Source organism: Pseudomonas putida (assembly GCF_001941965.1).
Classification (GTDB): Bacteria; Pseudomonadota; Gammaproteobacteria; order Pseudomonadales; family Pseudomonadaceae; genus Aquipseudomonas; species Aquipseudomonas putida_L.
On the sequence record NZ_MKZO01000033.1, the window covers coordinates 45,407 to 62,836 of the forward strand.

The 17,430-nt window shown below is 67.0% G+C and carries 16 protein-coding genes; 8 read left to right on the plus strand and 8 right to left on the minus strand.

Annotated features, from left to right (window positions below):
• Positions 1 to 89 precede the first annotated feature (89 nt).
• The 8 genes from PSEMO_RS19000 (at position 90) to PSEMO_RS19035 (ending at position 7,862) form a co-directional block, all read left to right on the plus strand.
• Entirely contained in the window at positions 90 to 584 is a 495-nt protein-coding gene (locus PSEMO_RS19000; RefSeq protein WP_075804515.1) for a DUF6231 family protein, read from the plus strand.
• 4 nt (positions 585 to 588) lie between these two features.
• Positions 589 to 1,065, plus strand: a complete 477-nt coding sequence (locus tag PSEMO_RS19005; RefSeq protein WP_075804516.1) for a YchJ family protein — start codon at positions 589 to 591, stop codon at positions 1,063 to 1,065.
• A gap of 2 nt (positions 1,066 to 1,067) precedes the next feature.
• Positions 1,068 to 1,541, plus strand: a complete 474-nt coding sequence (locus PSEMO_RS19010; RefSeq protein WP_086937244.1) for an LEA type 2 family protein — start codon at positions 1,068 to 1,070, stop codon at positions 1,539 to 1,541.
• A 6-nt stretch (positions 1,542 to 1,547) separates the two neighbouring features.
• Positions 1,548 to 1,751 (plus strand): SEC-C metal-binding domain-containing protein, encoded by a 204-nt coding sequence (locus tag PSEMO_RS19015; protein ID WP_075804517.1) that lies wholly within the window; start codon positions 1,548 to 1,550, stop codon positions 1,749 to 1,751.
• An 88-nt stretch (positions 1,752 to 1,839) separates the two neighbouring features.
• Complete coding sequence (locus tag PSEMO_RS19020) at positions 1,840 to 2,481, plus strand: glutathione binding-like protein (RefSeq protein WP_075804518.1); 642 nt, start codon at positions 1,840 to 1,842, stop codon at positions 2,479 to 2,481.
• Positions 2,482 to 2,597: 116 nt separating this feature from the next.
• A complete protein-coding gene (locus tag PSEMO_RS19025; protein WP_075804519.1) occupies positions 2,598 to 5,027 on the plus strand; it encodes a penicillin acylase family protein in 2,430 nt (809 codons plus the stop codon).
• A gap of 169 nt (positions 5,028 to 5,196) precedes the next feature.
• Entirely contained in the window at positions 5,197 to 6,213 is a 1,017-nt protein-coding gene (locus tag PSEMO_RS19030) for a ligase-associated DNA damage response exonuclease (protein ID WP_075804520.1), read from the plus strand.
• Positions 6,210 to 7,862 (plus strand): ATP-dependent DNA ligase, encoded by a 1,653-nt coding sequence (locus tag PSEMO_RS19035; protein WP_075804521.1) that lies wholly within the window; start codon positions 6,210 to 6,212, stop codon positions 7,860 to 7,862. Before PSEMO_RS19030 ends, PSEMO_RS19035 begins: the two co-directional genes overlap by 4 nt.
• Positions 7,863 to 8,001: 139 nt before the next feature.
• Here the strand turns inward: PSEMO_RS19035 and PSEMO_RS19040 are convergent, their stop codons facing one another.
• From PSEMO_RS19040 to PSEMO_RS19075, 8 genes are all read right to left on the minus strand, one after another.
• A complete protein-coding gene (locus PSEMO_RS19040) occupies positions 8,002 to 9,459 on the minus strand; it encodes an MFS transporter (protein WP_075804522.1) in 1,458 nt (485 codons plus the stop codon).
• The gene (locus PSEMO_RS19045) at positions 9,356 to 10,345 is read right to left on the minus strand and encodes a prephenate dehydrogenase dimerization domain-containing protein (protein ID WP_075804523.1); all 990 of its coding nucleotides are present in this window, start codon (positions 10,343 to 10,345) and stop codon (positions 9,356 to 9,358) included. Before PSEMO_RS19045 ends, PSEMO_RS19040 begins: the two co-directional genes overlap by 104 nt.
• 3 nt (positions 10,346 to 10,348) lie before the next feature.
• Positions 10,349 to 12,358: an aminodeoxychorismate synthase component I gene (pabB, locus tag PSEMO_RS19050; RefSeq protein ID WP_075804524.1), complete on the minus strand. Its 2,010-nt coding sequence runs from the start codon at positions 12,356 to 12,358 to the stop codon at positions 10,349 to 10,351.
• A gap of 3 nt (positions 12,359 to 12,361) precedes the next feature.
• Positions 12,362 to 12,670 (minus strand): chorismate mutase, encoded by a 309-nt coding sequence (locus PSEMO_RS19055; protein WP_075804525.1) that lies wholly within the window; start codon positions 12,668 to 12,670, stop codon positions 12,362 to 12,364.
• A gap of 17 nt (positions 12,671 to 12,687) precedes the next feature.
• Entirely contained in the window at positions 12,688 to 13,956 is a 1,269-nt protein-coding gene (locus PSEMO_RS19060; protein WP_081430289.1) for an aminotransferase class I/II-fold pyridoxal phosphate-dependent enzyme, read from the minus strand.
• On the minus strand, positions 13,953 to 14,798 hold the full coding sequence (locus PSEMO_RS19065; protein ID WP_075804526.1) for a N5-glutamine methyltransferase family protein: 846 nt from the start codon (positions 14,796 to 14,798) through the stop codon (positions 13,953 to 13,955). Before PSEMO_RS19065 ends, PSEMO_RS19060 begins: the two co-directional genes overlap by 4 nt.
• Positions 14,795 to 16,225, minus strand: coding sequence for an NAD(P)/FAD-dependent oxidoreductase (locus PSEMO_RS19070; protein ID WP_075804527.1), 1,431 nt, complete (start codon positions 16,223 to 16,225; stop codon positions 14,795 to 14,797). Before PSEMO_RS19070 ends, PSEMO_RS19065 begins: the two co-directional genes overlap by 4 nt.
• Positions 16,226 to 16,595: 370 nt before the next feature.
• The gene (locus tag PSEMO_RS19075) at positions 16,596 to 17,258 is read right to left on the minus strand and encodes a LuxR C-terminal-related transcriptional regulator (RefSeq protein ID WP_081430290.1); all 663 of its coding nucleotides are present in this window, start codon (positions 17,256 to 17,258) and stop codon (positions 16,596 to 16,598) included.
• Between the last annotated feature and the right edge of the window lie 172 nt (positions 17,259 to 17,430).

The window sequence follows — 17,430 nt, forward strand, 5'->3', positions numbered from 1 at the left end:
AAAGACCGCCGAAACCATCTCCGCCAGCAATAAGCCATGACGCGAAGGCCTTTGCCCGCTAGGCTTGGCGGATCAAACGAGGATCTTCGATGACCGAGAGCTTTTCTTCGCGCACACCGCAACAGGCCCTGGCGGCGCTGCTGGAACATTACGCACCGCACAGCCTGCTGCTGGTCGGCGCGCGTTTCCCTGCGCTGGACGCCTTTGCCGCAGCACATCCCCAGGCCAGCATCGACGTCGCCGCACCCGGCCCGCTGCCCGCTGACCTGGCCGCCAAGCGTTACGACCTGGCCCTGTTGGTGGACTGCCTGGAACACCTGGAAAAACGTGACGGCCTGCAACTGCTGGGTGGCATCCGCAATCTCAACGCCAGTCGCATCGCCGTGCTGGCGGACAAGAAGGCCAGCGACTGGGGGGATCGGGATTTCTATTCCCTGGCGCTACAGGCCACCGAGCGCTTCCAGCGTGACGAGCAGGTGCTCGACCTGTTCACCTACGACGTGCGCGACTACAAGCAGGTCCCGGACTGGCTGAACGCCAAGTTCTGGGCCAACCCGCAAAACTTCGGCAAGTACTGGTGGTGACACGATGAGCGTTTCGGTTTGTCCCTGCGGCAGCGGCAACCTGCTGGACGCCTGCTGCGGGCATTATCACGCCGGCCATCCGGCCCCCGACGCCCAGGCCCTGATGCGCTCGCGCTACAGCGCCTATGTGCTGGGCCTGGTCGACTACCTGGTGACCACCACCCTGCCGGTGCAGCAGGCCGGACTCGATCGCGCCGCCATCGCCGCGTGGAGCGCGCAAAGCACCTGGCTGGGCCTGGAGGTGGAAGCGGCGGAAGTCTTCGGCGGCCAGCCCGAACACGCCTTCGTCACCTTCACCGCACGCTGGCATGATCTCGACGGCGAACACAGCCACCGCGAGCGTTCGGCCTTCGTGCAGAACCAGGGGCGCTGGTACTTCATCGACCCGACAGTGGGCCTCAAGGCCGGGCGCAATGACGCCTGCCCCTGCGCCAGCGGGCAGAAATTCAAGAAATGCTGCTCCAGCTACGTCGGTAGCTGACCGTGGCGACGCTGGCGCGCCTGCTCCTGTTCGGCCTGTTGCTGAACCTGGGTGGCTGCGCCAGCTGGTTCGATAGCGATTTCCGCGAGCCCGAGGTACACCTGGTCCAGGTGGAAACCGTGCGCGCGCGCCTGCTGCAACAGCACTTCATCCTCCACCTGCGCATCGACAACCCCAACGACAGCACCTTGCAGGTTCGCGGCCTGAGCTATGTAGTGCGCCTCAACGACCTGCTGCTGGCCGAGGGCGACGACGGCCAGTGGCTGCGGGTCGATGCCAACGGCAGCCGGGTGGTCCAGGTCGAGGTGCGCACCAACCTGTGGAAGCACGCCAAGCCGGTGGCGAAGATGCTGCGCCAGCACACGCCCCTGCACTACCGCCTCGAGGGCACCCTGCGCACCGGATTATTCTTCGCCCGCGACCTGCACTTGCGCCGCAGTGGTGAGATAATCCCCGGCGATTTTTTTCCGGAGTAACCCGCAATGAGCCAGCAACCCCACGTTCACGGTCCTGACTGCAACCATGATCACGACCATGACCATCACCACGATCATGGCCACGTGCACGGCCCGCACTGCAACCACGGCCACCAGGAGCCGGTGCGCAACGCCCTGAAGGACGTCGGCCGTAACGATCCTTGCCCGTGCGGCAGCGACAAGAAATTCAAGAAGTGCCACGGTGCCTGAGTATTTCAGTCTGTAACAGCGGTCGGGCTTTGTGGTATCCATGACGCCCACCGCTGCGCTGGAGCGCAGCCGACCGACGGAGCGCCTCATGATCGATCTGTATTACTGGACCACCCCCAACGGCCACAAGATCAGCCTGTTCCTTGAGGAGACCGGCCTTCCCTACCGGATCCACCCCATCAATATCGGCAAGGGCGAACAGTTCGCCGCCGACTTCCTGAAGATCGCCCCCAACAACCGCATCCCGGCCATCGTCGACAACGACACGGCGGACGGCCAGCCGCTGTCGCTGTTCGAATCCGGGGCCATCCTGCTGTACCTCGCCGAAAAGACCGGCCAGTTCATCCCGCAAGACCTGCGCGGCCGCCAGGAAGTCCTGCAATGGCTGTTCTGGCAGATGGGCGGCCTTGGCCCGATGGCCGGGCAGAACCACCATTTCAACCGCTTCGCCCCGGAAAAGATCCCCTACGCGATCAAGCGCTACGTCGACGAGACCGCGCGCCTCTATGGCGTACTGAACAAGCGCCTGGGCGACCGACCGTTCGTCGCCGGGGAGGCCTACAGCATTGCCGATATGGCGATCTATCCGTGGATCGTTTCGCACAAGTGGCAGGAGCAGAATCTTGACGATTTCCCGCACCTGAAGGCCTGGTTCGAGCGTATTCAGGCGCGTCCGGCGACCCAGCGCGCCTACGCCCTGGTCGAGAAGATCAACCCGCCACAGAAATAAGCCCCCGCGGCCGGCGCGCGGCTTTGAAAATAAAGCCCGCGCCCCTCCTTGCACGGCGCTGGCGCGCTCACTAACGTAGCGCCTTTCCAGTTGCCATCCCCTGCAGGAGCTTCGCCATGGCCTCGCCAGCCTTTCCCCTTTCACGTCTGCGCTTCGGCGTCGCTGCGGCCGCGCTCGGCCTGCTGAGCCTCGGCGGTTGCCAGATGGGCAATGTCCGCGACAGCGTGCCGCCCACCGTCGGCGTGCAGCCGCTCAAGGGCCTGGCGAACAACGTGTCGGTGCGGCGCAGCGCCCAGGGCCTAGCGCTGATCGAAAGCAGCTCCTTCCATGACGCCCTGTTCAGCCTCGGCTACGTGCACGCCTCGGACCGCATCGGGCAGATGCTGGCCATGCGCCTGCTGGCCCAGGGACGCCTGGCGGAAATGGCCGGCGCCGATGCCCTGGACGCTGACCGCTTCATGCGTGCGGCCAACCTGCGCCAGAGCGCCAACCAGCTCTACGCCGATGCCTCGCCGCGGGTGAAGCGCTTCTTCGAGGTGTATGCCCGGGGCGTCAACGCCTACCTGTTCCGCTACCGCGAGAAACTGCCGGCGCCGATCGCCGGCTACCGTCCGGAATACTGGAAGGCCGAGGATTCGGCGCTGGTCTTTGCCCTGTACAGCTTCAGCCAGTCGGTGAACCTGCAGGAAGAACTGGCGGCCCTGACCCTGGCGCAGAAAGCCGGCGCCGACAAACTCGCCTGGCTGCTGCCGGTCTACCCGGACGAGCCACTGGCCGCAGCCGAGGCCGACAAGCTCAAGGGCCTCAACCTCGCCAGCCAGTTGCCCGGCCTGGCCTCGGTGACGGCGGTCAGCGCGCAACTGGCGGTCTTCAATGTGCTTGGCGGCGGCAACTCGGCCAACTGGGCCATCGCCCCGCAGCGCAGCCGCAGCGGCAAGAGCCTGCTGGCGGCCGACAGCCAGGGCGCCTGGGTGCTGAGCCCGGTGCAGATCCGCACCAGCAAGTACCAGGCGGCCGGCTTCACCCTGCCGGGCCTGCCGTTCGTACTGTCCGGCTTCAACGGTGCGCTGGCCTGGAGCAGCAGCGCGGTGATGGGTGACAACCAGGACCTGTACCTGGAAAAGCTGCGTCGCCAGGGCAGCCAGCTCAGCTATGAAGTGGACGGTCGCTGGCAGCCGGCGCGGGCACGCAACGAAACCTACATCATCAAGGGCCGCAGCCCGCTGCGCGAAGTGGTCTACGAAACCGGCCACGGTGCCTTGCTCACCGGCGCCCAGGGCGGTCTCGGCCTGGCCCTGAAGCTGCCGGATCTCAAGGGCGACAAAAGCCTCGACGCGCTGTTCGACCTGACCCGTGCGCGCAATGTCGAGCGGGCTTCCGAAGCCAGCCGGGAAATCGGCGCGGCGGCGCTGAACATGGTCTTCGCCGATGCCAGCAACATTGGCTGGCAGGTCACCGGGCGTTACCCGAACCGCCGTGAAGGCCTGGGCCTGGTGCCGTCGCCGGGCTGGGAAAGCCGCTACGACTGGGACGGTTACGCCGACCCGATGCTGCACCCCTACGACCAGGACCCGATGCAGGGCTGGCTCGGTACCGCCAACCAGCGCAGCGCGCCCAAGGGCTATGGCATGCAGCTGTCCAGCAGTTGGTCCTACCCCGAGCGCGCCGAACGCCTGGCGCAACTGGCTGGCAACGGCAAGCATGACGGGCGCAGCCTGATCGCCATGCAGAACGACCAGACCACCCTGTTCGCCACCAGGCTCAAGGCCATGTTCGAAGCGCCGGGCATGGCCCAGCCGCTGAAGCAGGCCATCGAGGCGCTGCCAGCGGAGCAGAAGGCCAAGGCCCGCGAGGCCTACACCCGGCTGATGGCGTTCGACGGACGTCTCAGCCAGACCTCCACCGATGCGGCGATCTACGAACTGTTCCTGCAGGAAAGCACCAAGGCCACCTTCCTCGACGAGCTGGGTCCGGAATCAGGTGCAGCCTGGCAGGCGTTCGTCGCCAATGCGCGGTTCTCGTATTCGGCCCAGGCCGATCACCTGCTGGGGCGTGACGACAGCCCGTTCTGGGATGACCGCAATACGCCGGCGAAGGAAGACAAGCCGGCGATCCTCGCCCGCAGCCTTGCAGCCGCCGTCACCGAGGGAGAACGGCAGATGGGTGCGGACCGCCGCAGTTGGCAGTGGGGGCGGTTGCATCAGTACCAGTGGCCGGTGGCGAACCTGTTCGGCATTGGCGACAGCATCGAGCGCCGGGCCCAGGCCACGGGCGGCGACCACAGCACCCTGAACCCGTCGGGCTACGCCTGGGGCCAGGACTTCAAGGCCTCGCTGCCGTCGTCGGTGCGCATGGTGGTGGACTTCGGCCAGGTCGAGCCGTTGCAGTTGCTGACCAGCAGCGGGCAATCGGGGAACCCGGCGAGCCCGCAGTTCAACGGGCTGGACGGCTGGTTCCGCGGGCAGTACCAGAGCGTGCCGTTGCAGGGGCAGAATTATGAGCGGGTGTTTGGCAGCAAGCGGCTGACCCTGGTGCCTGGCAAATGATCTGATGTGCTCTTGAGGGCCCTATCGCTGGCAAGCCAGCTCCCACAGTGTCCGCGGCGCCGCTGAACCTGTGGGAGCTGGCTTGCCAGCGATGAGGCCCTCAAAAACAAAGAACTTCCCAAGCCGGTCACCGCTCTACCGATACAAGCCCTCCACCCCGGCCCTCGCCATGGACCTTGTCATCGCCCGCCCCGAAGGCCTCTACTGCCCACCCGGCGACTTCTACATCGACCCCTGGCGCCCGGTGGACCGTGCCGTCATCACCCACGGCCACGGTGACCATTCCCGCCCCGGCAACCAGCATTACCTCTGCGCCGAACCCGGTGCCGGCATCCTGCGCAGCCGCCTCGGCGCGGACATCAACCTGCAGACCCTGCCCTACGGCCAGCCACTGCAGCACCACGGCGTCACCCTCAGCTTCCACCCCGCCGGCCATGTCCTCGGCTCGGCCCAGGTCCGCCTCGAATACCAGGGCGAAGTCTGGGTCGCCTCCGGTGACTACAAGGTCGAACCCGACGGCACCTGCGCTCCGTTCGAGCCGGTGCGCTGCCACACCTTCATCACCGAATCCACCTTTGGCCTGCCGATCTATCGCTGGCAACCCCAGGCCGAGATCTTCCAGCAGATCAACGCCTGGTGGCGCGACAACCAGGCCAATGGCAAAGCCAGCGTGCTGTTCTCCTACGCCTTCGGCAAAGCCCAGCGCATCCTCCACGGTATCGACGCCAGCCTCGGCCCGATCCTCGCCCATGGCTCGGTGGAACCGCTGAACCGGGTCTACCGCGAAGCCGGCGTGCGTATTCCGGAAACCCGCTACGCCGGCGATATCCCGCGCAACGACCCACTCCTGCGCCAGGCCCTGATCATCGCCCCGCCCTCCGCTGGCGGCAGCAGCTGGATGCGCCGCTTCGGCGACTACAGCGATGCCTTCGCCAGCGGCTGGATGCGCTTGCGCGGTACGCGGCGGCGTCGGGGTGTGGACCGGGGCTTCGTGCTCTCCGACCACGCCGACTGGCCCGGCCTGCTCTGGGCCATCGAGCAGACCGGCGCCGAGCGGGTGATGGTCACCCACGGCTCGGTCCAGGTGCTGGTGCGCTATCTCAAGGAGCTGGGTCTGGACGCCCGCGGCTTCGTTACCGAATACGGCGAGGAAGATGACACCCCCAGCAGCGAGGGCAACGCATGAAAGCCTTCGCCGAGCTCTACCTGCGTCTCGACGCCACCACGTCCAGCAACGCCAAGCTGCAGGCGCTGCAGGACTACTTCAGCCAGGCTCCCGCCGCGGACGCTGCCTGGGCGGTGTATTTCCTCTCCGGCGGGCGCCCCCGGCAACTGGTGCCCACCCGCCTGCTGCGGGAACTGGCGGTGCGCCTGTCAGGCTTGCCGGAGTGGCTGTTCGAGGAGAGTTACCAGGCCGTGGGCGATCTGGCCGAGACCTTTTCCCTGCTCTTGCCGGAAAGCGAGCACAGCAGCGATGCCGGTCTGGCGTACTGGGTCGAAGAGCAACTGCTGCCCCTGCGCGGCCTTGCCCCTGAAGTCCTGGCCGAGCAGTTGCCGCCGCTGTGGGCGCAACTGGACCGCAACAGCCTGCTGGTGTGCATGAAGCTGATCACCGGCAGCTTCCGTGTCGGCGTGTCGAAGCTCCTGGTGACCCGGGCCCTGGCGCAACTGGCTGACCTGGATGCCAAGCAGGTGGCGCAGCGTCTGGTCGGCTACACCGATCTGCGTCACCGCCCCACGCCCGGCGGCTACCTGGCGCTGATCGCCCCGCCCAGCGCCGAGGAACATGCCCAGCGTGGCGGCCAGCCCTACCCGTTCTTTCTCGCCCATGCCCTGCAACAGCCGCCGGAACAGTTCGACGCCCTGCTGGGCCCGGTCAGCGACTGGCAGGCGGAATGGAAGTGGGACGGGATTCGCGCACAACTGGTCAAGCGTGATGGACAGTTGTGGATCTGGTCGCGGGGTGAGGAATTGGTCACCGAGCGTTTTCCCGAGCTACATGCCCTGGCCGCCGGCCTGCCGGACGGCACGGTACTGGATGGCGAGATCGTGGTGTGGAAGCCCGATACCGAGGGCATCGCCGTGCAACCCTTCGCCGTGTTGCAACAGCGCATCGGGCGCAAGACCCTGGGCAAGAAGCTACTGGCCGATGCTCCGGTGGTCTTGCTGGCCTATGACCTGCTCGAATGGCAGGGCGAGGACTGGCGCAGCCGGCCGCAACGGGAGCGGCGCCAGCAACTGGAGCAGGTGGTGAACGACTACCCGGCTGCGGTGTTGCAACTGTCCCCCGTGCTGGAGGCTGACGACTGGGCGGACCTTGCCCGGCAACGGGAGGCGTCGCGCAGCCTGGGTGTCGAAGGCCTGATGCTCAAGGCCCGGGATGCGCTGTATGGCGTGGGGCGGACCAAGGACATGGGGGTGTGGTGGAAGTGGAAGATCGATCCCTTCACCGTGGATGCAGTGCTGATCTATGCCCAGCGCGGGCATGGGCGGCGGGCCAGCCTGTACAGCGACTACACCTTCGCGGTCTGGGATGCCCCGGCCGGGTCGGCGGAGCGCAGCCTGGTGCCCTTCGCCAAGGCCTATTCCGGGTTGAGCGATGCCGAGATGCGCAGTGTCGACGGGGTGATCCGCAAGACCACCCTGGAGACGTTCGGGCCGGTGCGCAGCGTGACGCCGAGCATGGTGTTCGAGCTGGCGTTCGAGGGGATTGCCCTGTCGAAGCGGCACAAGAGCGGGATTGCCGTGCGTTTTCCCCGGATGCTGCGCTGGCGACAGGACAAGCCCGTGGAGGAAGCGGATGATCTGGCGACGTTGCAGGGGCTGCTCAGCTGATCCAAAAGTTGTGGTGCTACTGATGGCCTCATCGCTGGCAAGCCAGCTCCCACAGGTTCACCGCTGCCCTCCAGAGCGGTGCAGGACCTTGTGGGAGCTGGCTTGCCAGCGATAGGGCCATCAGCATCGACAACAATCCCTACCTGACCCGCAACCCCCGCATCACCACCAGCGCAAACGCCACAACCACCACCGCCACCACCGCGCTGGTCACCGTCACTCCTTCCCGGAACGCCAACCCCGCCGCCGGCGCCAGCCCCTCCACCGCGTAGGCCGCGGCCAGCGTTGTCGTGGAAACACCCTCCGGCACCTCCAGCGACAACCGATACACCGCCGCCACCGCCCCGCCAATCAGGGTCGTCCCCAGCACCACCCCCACCTCGTACGCCGTTTCGCTCACCGACGAGGCACTGCCGACCCGGTCCGCCGGCACGCTGCCCAGCACCAGGTCATTGGACACGCTGGTGATCGCCGCCACGCTGACATTCAGCAGCAGGAAGGCGATGCCCAGGCTCAGCACCGTGGCCTCCACCAGCGCCATCAGCGCAAAGGCCGCCGCCGCCCCCAGCAGGCAGAAGGCGATCAAGCGGTTCGGGGCGACCCGCTGCGCTACCGGCACCACGGCCATCCCGGCCATGATTGCCAGCGCCTGCCCCGGCACCAGGACCAGGCAGGCCGCCAGCGGCGACAGGCCGAACACCAGTTGCAGCAACTGGGTGGCAAAGAAGATGAAGCCGATCAGCAAGCCCAGGCTGACCAGGTTGACCAGGATCGACACGCTGAACGCCGGCCGCCGAAACAGGCGCAGGTCCAGCAGCGGCTGGTCCAGTTGCAGTTGCCGGCGCACGAACAGCATCCCCCAGGCGCCCCCCGCCAGCAGACATAGCACCGCCTGGGCATCGAGGCCGGTGGTAGCGGCATGCTTGAGGCCGAGCATCACCCCGGTCATCGCCGCCAGGCTGAGGAGGATGCTGGCGAAGTCGGTGCGGCCTTCACCGTGGCGCTCGGTTTCCGTGATCGAAGGCGCCAGCAGCAATACCGGCAACAGGAACGGCAAGGCCACCAGGAACACCGACGGCCAGTCGAAGAACTGCAACAGCACCCCGCCGAGCAAAGGCCCCAATGCCGAACCCAGGGTCAGGCAGGTAGCCCAGACCGCCACGGCGATACGCCGCTCCTCCCGGTCCTGGAAAGCACTGCTGATCAGGGCCAGGGTCGCCGGCAGGATCATCGCCCCGAACACCCCGAGCAGCGCCCGTCCGGCAATCAGTTGCCAGGCCTGCTGGGACAGCGCCAGCAACAGCGAGATCACCGCGAAACCGCCACAGCCGATGAACAGTAGCCGGCGATGGCCAAAGTGATCGCCGCTGCTGCCCATGGTCACCAGCAATCCGGCCAGCACCAGCGAGTAGGCATCGATCATCCACAGTTGCGCAGCGGCGGTGGGGTTCAGCGCCGCGGCAATGCGCGGCAGGGCGAAGTTGAGGATGGTGTTATCGATGGTCACCAGCAGGACCGGCAGCATGATCACCAACAACGCCGCCCCCTTGGCGCGATCCCGGATCATCGAGAACAGAGGGCTTGCCGCTTCGTGCATCGTGAATCTCTCCTTGAGACGTGTTCAACAGATTGAAAAGCCGCGTGCAGGTGCGGCTGTGTCCGGCCACACCGGGGCCGAACCAGTGGCGCAGCGCATCGAGCTCGGCGGCGAAGGCCTCCGCCGAGTCCTGGCGGCAAAACTGGTGCAACTGATCGAGGCCGCCGGCGAGGTATTCGCGCTGGCGTGCGCCATGGCGGTTGTGCCGCTGGATATCCCAGTAGGTCTGCGGCGGGTTGTGCAGGATCCGCGCAGCCAGGGCCAGCAGGGTCTGCATCGGCGGCGGCGCCAGTTCGGCGAGCAGTTCGGGGTCGCACTCACTGCGCTGCAAGGCAGAGGCGAACGCCATGATCGCGGCATGGGGCAAGGTCTGGCACACCGCCATGGTGCGGTCATGGGCTTCCGGCCCCAGGTGCCGCACGCGCATGCCATGCCCGGCGAGCAAGGTGGCGAAACGCGCACCGGCGGCGCCCGGGGTCCGCTCGCACAGCACCACCGGGCGACCGCGGCAATCCAGGGTCGGCGAGAACATCGGGTTGATCCCCAGCGACGGGATCCCCGGCAGGAGCTTCGCAGCCAGCTCCTGGAAAGGCTGCTGCACCGAACAGGTGTTGACCAGCAGGCGCAGGGAAGGCATCGCCCGGGCATAACGCTCCAGCACCTGCAAGGCGACCTCCTCGGGCAAGGCCAGGACCAGGGTGGTGGTGGCTTCCAGCAATTCCGGCGCCTGCTCCGGCAGCGCCAGGGCATCCATCACCCGCTGGTCGAAGGCGCGCCCGGCGGGCTCGCGGTCGATGATGATCGGGGCATGACCGGCATCGGCCAGCAGGCCGGCGATAAAGCGCCCGACAATGCCGGCACCGCCGACAACCAGATACGTGTCCAAGGCTCACCTCCTGATGCTGTGGAAGGGCACGCTGGCCTTGACCAGCGTTTCGCGCATTTCTTCCGCCGGGTCCGACGCCGCGACGATGGCGCCGCCGATGCCGAAGCTGGCAGTGCCATCCTTGAGCACGGCGGTACGGATGACGATGCTCAGGTCGGTGTAGCCATCCACGCCGATCCAGCCCAGGGCGCCAGAATAGACACCCCGGGCCGAGGATTCGAGACGGTCGATGATCTCCATGGTGCGGCGCTTCGGCGCGCCAGTCATCGAACCGCCGGGAAAGCACGCGCGGATCGCCGCGAAGGGCGCGACATCGGCGCGCAACTGGCCCTCCACGGTGGAGACCAGTTGGTGCACCGAGCTGTAGCTCTCGATGGCGAAGGCCCGTGGCACCGCCACCGAGCCGGGCACGCAGATGCCGTTGAGGTCATGCCGGACCAGGTCGACGATCATCAGGTTTTCCGCCCGGTCCTTGGCCGAGTCGGCCAGCTCCTGGCGCAGCGACTGATCGACCTCGGTGTTGCAGCCCCGCGGCCGGGTGCCCTTGATCGGCCGGGAGAGAATCCGCCCGCCGCAGTCGATGCGCAGGAAGGTCTCGGGCGAGGCGCTGAGAATGGCAAAGCTACCCGTATCGATGAACGCGCCGTAGGGCACCGGGCTGATCGCCCGCATGCGCTGGTAGACCTTGAGCGGCGCCTCGGCACAGGCCATGCGCGCGCGGTTGGTCAGGCAGATCTCATAGGACTCGCCGTCGACGATCTCGCGCAGGCAGCGATCGACCTTTTCCCGGTAGGTCGCGGCGCTGTCGGACAGGCCCAGGGCCGACTCGCACACCGGACCGGGGAAGAACTGCGGGATCCGCGCCCGGCTGGCCTTGCACGGCGGCTGCAAGGTCAGGCGTTCGCCCCACAGGTGGCAAAGCCAGGCCTTGTTGCGCAGGTGGTCGAACACCAACAGGTTCTGCGGCAGGTAGAACAGCGCGTCGGGAAATTCCGAGACATGGGCATTGTCGGTACCGGTCAGGGCCTTGAGCTCATAGCCCAGGTAGCCTACCAGGCCGCCGGTAAAGGGAAACGGAGCCTGTGGTCGCTGCGGTTGGCGCAGTTGTGCCATGACCTGCCCCATCAGCTCGAAGAAATCGCCGTTGAGCTGGCTCTGTCCCTCCGGGCCGTGAATGCTCAGGCAGCGGTTTTCCACGTCATAGCCGAACACCAGCGCCGACGCCGGATCGCACGCCCCCATCAGCGAATAACGCGCCTGCCCGCGGTCGGCCAGCTCGCTGTCGAGCCAGAAGGCCGCGCCCTGCCCGGCGAAATGGCTGTCGAAGGCGTCCAGCGGCTCGGGCACCCGGGCCAGCGGCTGAAAATCGAAATCCAGGCGCGGCGGGCCTCCGGCTTCGCGCAAGGCCCGGGCGATATCGGCCTCGCGGCGGTGCGCGCGGCCCTCGCCGACCAGGCGCACGAAGTTGCGCAGGAGCTGGCGGCCATGCTCGGAGTCGATCGACTCGGGATGGAACTGCACGCCCCAGATCGGCCGTTCGCGGTGCGCCAGGCCCATGACCAGGCCGCAGTCGGAACGGGCGGTGACTTCCAGGCAGTCCGGCACCTCGGTGCACACCAGCGAGTGGTAGCGCACCACCTCGAAATCCTGTGCGATCCCGGCGAACAGGTCCTGTCCGCCGTGGCGGATGCGCGTGCGGTAGCCATGCACCGGCTGCGGCGCGTGCTCGACCTTGCCGCCGAAAAAGCAGTTGATGCCCTGGTGCCCGAGGCACACCCCGAGCAAGGGAATCCGCGCCTTTTCCAGCACCTCGCGACAGACCCCGAAATCCGCCGCGCGGGTCGGATGCCCCGGCCCCGGCGACAGCACCACGGCGTCGAAACGCCCCAGGTCGAGCTGCTCGAAGCTGCGGGTATTGGGCAGCACCACCGGTTGCTCGCCGCATACCTCGTAGAGGTACTGGGCAATGTTGTTGGTGAAGGAGTCGAAGTTGTCGACGATCAGCGCGCGCATGCCTCAGCCCTCCTCCGCCGACCCGGCGAGCAGGGCCATGACCCGCAGTTCCTCGTCGCAGGTTTCCTCGATGATCAGTTGGAATAGGCCATCCAGGTACTCCGGGCGCAACTGCCGCGAACCGGACAGGGCGCGGACCTGGTCGAGGGTCGAGGTCACCCGCGACGGCTGCATCATCGGGATGCCCCGGGCCGACTTGACCTTGGCGATGACCCGGCAGATCGCCATGCGTTCGGCGAGCAGGTCGACCAGCAGTTCGTTGATCTGGTCCAGTTGTTCGCGGTACGGCTGCAACTCGGCGTTCACGGGCATGGCTCGTCCTCCCTCGTTCAGCGCTGGCCGGGAGCCCGGCTGATCTGCAGGTTGAGCTTGCGCGCCAGGCAATCGATCTGCTCCGCGCTGTGCGCCGCCGATACCGCGCAACGCAGCAGCGCGCGGCCGCTTTCGACGATCGGGTAGAACACCGGGAACACCACCAGGCCCGAGGCGCGCAAGGCACTGGCCGCGAGGGTGCCCTGGCGTTCGTTGTCGAACAGCGCACCCCGGATCGGCGCCCGCAAGCCGGCATTGAGCAGGGTTTGCTCGACCCGCTCGTCGAGGCGCCGCACATTGCTCCACAGCGCTTTCTGCAAGGTCAGGATGTCCGAGGACAGGTGAATCTGCGCGGCCGCGACATTGGCCGCCTGCAACGGCAGCGGGATGCTGTGGCCGAACACCAGCGGATTGGCCAGGGCGCGCAATTGCCCGGCATTGGCCCCGGGCTTGAGCACGATGAAACCGCCGGCACCGCCAAAGGCCTTGCTCAGCGAGCCGGCGATCAGGGTGTTGGCCGGCAGGTGATGGCCGAGGTTTTCGAAGGCGTAACCGGCGCCGTAGCAGCCGCTGATGGAGATACCGTGGGCGTCGTCGACGTACAGGTAGCCGTTATAGCGCTGCAGGCGTTCGCTCAGCTCGGCCACCGGCAGCAGGCCGGACATCGAGCCGACCCCGTCGATCAGCATCACCGGGGTCAGGCGCTCGCGCTCGCAGTGCACCAGCGCTTCCTCGAGGCCGTCGCTGTCGGCGCTGTCGACCCGGCGTACCGGACCGAACTGGGCAAGCACCCCGCGCAAGACCTGCATCGAGGCGTGGGCGGTACGGTCCACCAACCACATCACCCCACGCTCGCGGGTCGGGTAGCCGTCCATGCCGCCACTGCCGAGCAACGGCAGCACGCCCAGGTGGGCATTGCTGGTGGAGCTGAACACGGTAACGCTGCATCCCCCGTAGATATCGCCGAGCAGTTGCTCTAGCTGGCGCAGGTACAGCGGGCTCATGGCCGCGCGGCTGGCGGACAGGTGCACGCCGAATCGCTCCAGGGCCACCTGGGCTGCCAGCACCAGGGCCGGATGATTCTCCAGGCCGAGATAGGAACAGGAAACGAACTCGGTGCAGACGCTGCCATCCACCAGGGTCAGTTGCTTGCCGTTGCGGGCGACCACCTCGAAGCCAGTCAGGCCTTCTGCCGTCGCGCCATCGAGGGCATCGCTGGTGCGCTGGCGGCGGATGTTCATCCAGTTGTCGTCGGTGCCTGCGGGCATCCGTGCATGGTCGTTCATGGCGCTCTCCCTACGGTAAAAACGGAAGGTCCCGTTGCGTCGCTGAAATCGTCGTCCTGACACAGGTGGATCGATTCGAAGCCGTGCCGCTCAAGGGTGGCGGCGACCTTTTCCGACAGGCCCTCGCCGTGCTCGATCAGCAGCGCCCCGCCCGGGCGCAGCATGCCGGCGGCGCAGACGGTGCTGGCGACGACCAGTTCGGCCCCCTGCTTGCGGGCATAGATGGCCCCCGGTGGATGGTGATCGCCCCACTCCGGCAGCAGCTCGGTGCCCGGTGGCACATAAGGCGGATTGCTGACCACCACATCGACCCCGCCACGGGCGGCCGCGAGGCTTTCGGGGCGGGTGATGTCGGCCGCCAGCACGCTGACTTCACGCTGGGCATCGAGGCGGCGGATATTGCGCTGCTGGTAGGCCCGGGCGGTGCTGTCGCTGTCGACGCAGACGGTCCGCGCACCGGTCGCGGCCCAGATCGCCAGGCCGATGGCACCGACACCGGCGCACAGGTCGTAGACCGTGGAGTCGCCGGTCAGGGCCAGGTTGCGCTCGATCCAGCGGACCATGGCCAGGCTCTGCCGGCGTGGCACGAAGGTGCCGCTGCCGACCAGCAGGCGCTGTCCGCCGAAATCGGCGTAGCCGAGGATATGGCCCAGGGGAATCCGTGCGCAGCGTTCGGCGATATCGTCGCGAAAGGCATCCAGGCGCCGGGCATCGAGGGCCCGGTCGGGATTGAAGTGTTTGTCGGTGATGGCCCGCAGATCGCCTTGCGGGTCCCACAGCCCGGCCTCGCTCAACTCGCGCAGGGCCAGGGCCTGATGGTGCTCGAAAGCGCAAAGAATCATGACCAGGCCTCGTAGTAGGCCGCCAGGCGCTCGTACATCGAGCGATACAGCCAGGAGAAGGCCACCAGTTCCGGCGGCGGCGTGAAACGCGGGTGCAGCGAGGTGATCAGGCGCGTGTAGTTTTCGCTCATGCCCTGGTCCAGCAGGGGCATCCAGTAGGGCTTGATGTTCCAGCGGTATTCGTAGCCGGTGGCGAACATCTGCCGCACGGTTTCCGCCACCGTCTCGTCCCGGGGCAGCCCGGCCAGGGGCTCGCGGATCGGGGTGAAGCAGGACAGGTCGAGGCTGTTGTCGAGGCCCTCGATGCGGTCGGCGATCCAGGTCGCCAGCAGCGGCGACTGGTGCAGGCCGTCGCGGTAGGTGCCGGTGACCAGCCACAGGCCGTCGTAGTCACAGGCGCCGATCAGTGGGAAACCGTCGGCCGTGACCGGGCGGTTGCCGACCTGGATGTCGACGATCGAGGCGTCATGCAGGTCGAGGTTGAGCTGGTCGACGGCGCAGTCGAGGAGGAACTGCACATCGGAGACCTGGGCATGGCTGCGCGGCTGTTCGGCGAGGATATTGGTCGCGCCGATGTACAGCAGGTCGTCGCCCCGGGGCACGCAGTGCAGGCCGCAGGCGAAGGCGCGATTGGGCGTGCGGATCACCGTTTGTGGTGGCAACTGTCCCGGGCGCAGGCGCAGGAGGATCGATACCCCGTAGCCGGCGAACAGCGGCGGGATATGCCGGCGGATTTCCTCCAGACCGTCGAACAGGTCCAGCGAGTGCACGCCTGCGGCCACCACCACGTGCCGGGCGGGCAGATGGCGACCGTCCTGCAGGGCCACGCCGGTGGCGCTCCAGCCTTCGCTCAGCACCGCACGGGCATTGCACGCGATGATCTCGCCACCGCAACCGAGCAGCGCCGCGTCGAGCTTTTCCAGGAGCAACGGCGCATCGATGGCGTTTTCGTCGGGGATCAGCAGGGCCTGCATCGGCCGCACCAGGTCGTTGGCCTTGATCCACTCCAGCTCGCCGGGGGCCACCGGGGTGTAGAAGGTCTGGTAGTCGCGCAGCGCCTGTTCGATCGCGGCGTAGTTGACGCTGTCGATCTCGGCCATGCCGGCGGAGTTGAGGATTACATGGGTGCCGCAGGCGCTGAGCAAGCCTGCGGCGTTGCCACTGGCCCGGGCCAGGCGTTCGTTCCAGTGGGCCCAGAGTCCCTTGGCCTGGATGTCCATGGCCAGTTTCAGGCGCCCGTATTCACTGGCCAGAAGGCCGCGGGTGACTTCGCCGAAGCAGCCGTTCATCGCCCCGGCGGCGCGGGAGGCGGCGTTATGGCGGGCGGTTTCTCCGACCCGGCAGACGCTGAGTCCGCGGCTGGCCAGCTCGAATGCGATGGACGCGCCGACAGCACCGCTGCCGACCACGATGACGTCGTGGATCATGGTTGTCTCCCGCGATTGCGAAACCGAAAAAACAGGACGGCTGGCGCTGTAGGAGTGCAGCGCCAGGAGACAAGCTGCCGGCTTGTCTCGAACCCGTCCGAATGTCCAGGGAGAACAACGCGGACAAAGGGTGGGATTGTCCTTTCGCGTTATTCCACCGCTCGACAGCACGGTGACGACAGTAGGGGGACGGCTGCACAGGGACAACTACCGGAACAGGCAGGTAAATTCGTGTAGGAAACGTCCCGCCCGATGGCGTCCCGACGGGAGACAGCTCACTTTTTCATCGCGTCGAACAGGCGTTTTGCACAGGCGCGCTCGTTTTAAACAAGCGTCTGCATGAGCGGTTGCCGGACGACCAATGGCGACCTCAGATCAGCCCCAATGCGGCCGCCTGCGCTGCCGCCTGGACCCGGTTCGGCGAGTCGAACTTGCGCAGGATGCTCTTGATATGGAAGTTCACCGTGTGCTCGGAGAGGTCGAGGATGGCGGCGATGCCCTTGGAGCATTTGCCGTCGGCGATCCACCGCAGGATCTCGGTTTCCCGGTCGCTGAGCGGGATGGCAGCGGCGCGGCCTTCGACCCGTTCGAGGTGCTCGTCGAGCAGCTCCAGCAGGCTGCGCAGGTGCAGCTTCAGGGGGAGCAGTTCGGCGGACTTGAGCGGGCCTTTTTGCCGGGCGACGCAGAGCATCTGCCAGCCGCTGTCGCGGCAGCGCTGGGTGAAGGTGGCGCCGCTGGCGAAGCCGATGTCGCGCAGGCTGCCGGGGGCGTCGGCCTTGTCGTCCCAGAGCAGCAGGCCGGGGGGCGGAAACCGGTCCTGGTCGGCCAGCCAGGCGGCGGGATAAGTGCCGGTGAACTGCGCGCGGGCCTGGCTGAACGGCACGGCGCGGCGCCGGCCCCAGGCAAAGCGCTGGAAACCCAGGGCACGGGTCAGGCGCGAGGTGTCCTCGAACAGTTCGTCCGGGGTGTGGCAGTCGTCGAAGCGGGCATTGGCTTCGAGCCACCAGTGCATGAAGTCGGGGGTGGGCCTCATTGGCGGGGGTCCTGTCCTTGATGTAGTGCTCTCAAGGGCCTCATCGCTGGCAAGCCAGCTCTCACAGGGATCGCGTGCACCGCAGACCTTGTGGGAGCTGGCTTGCCAGCGATGAGGCCATCAGCAGCACCATAGCACTCAGCCCCCCTGCACCGACAAACAGCCCCCCGCC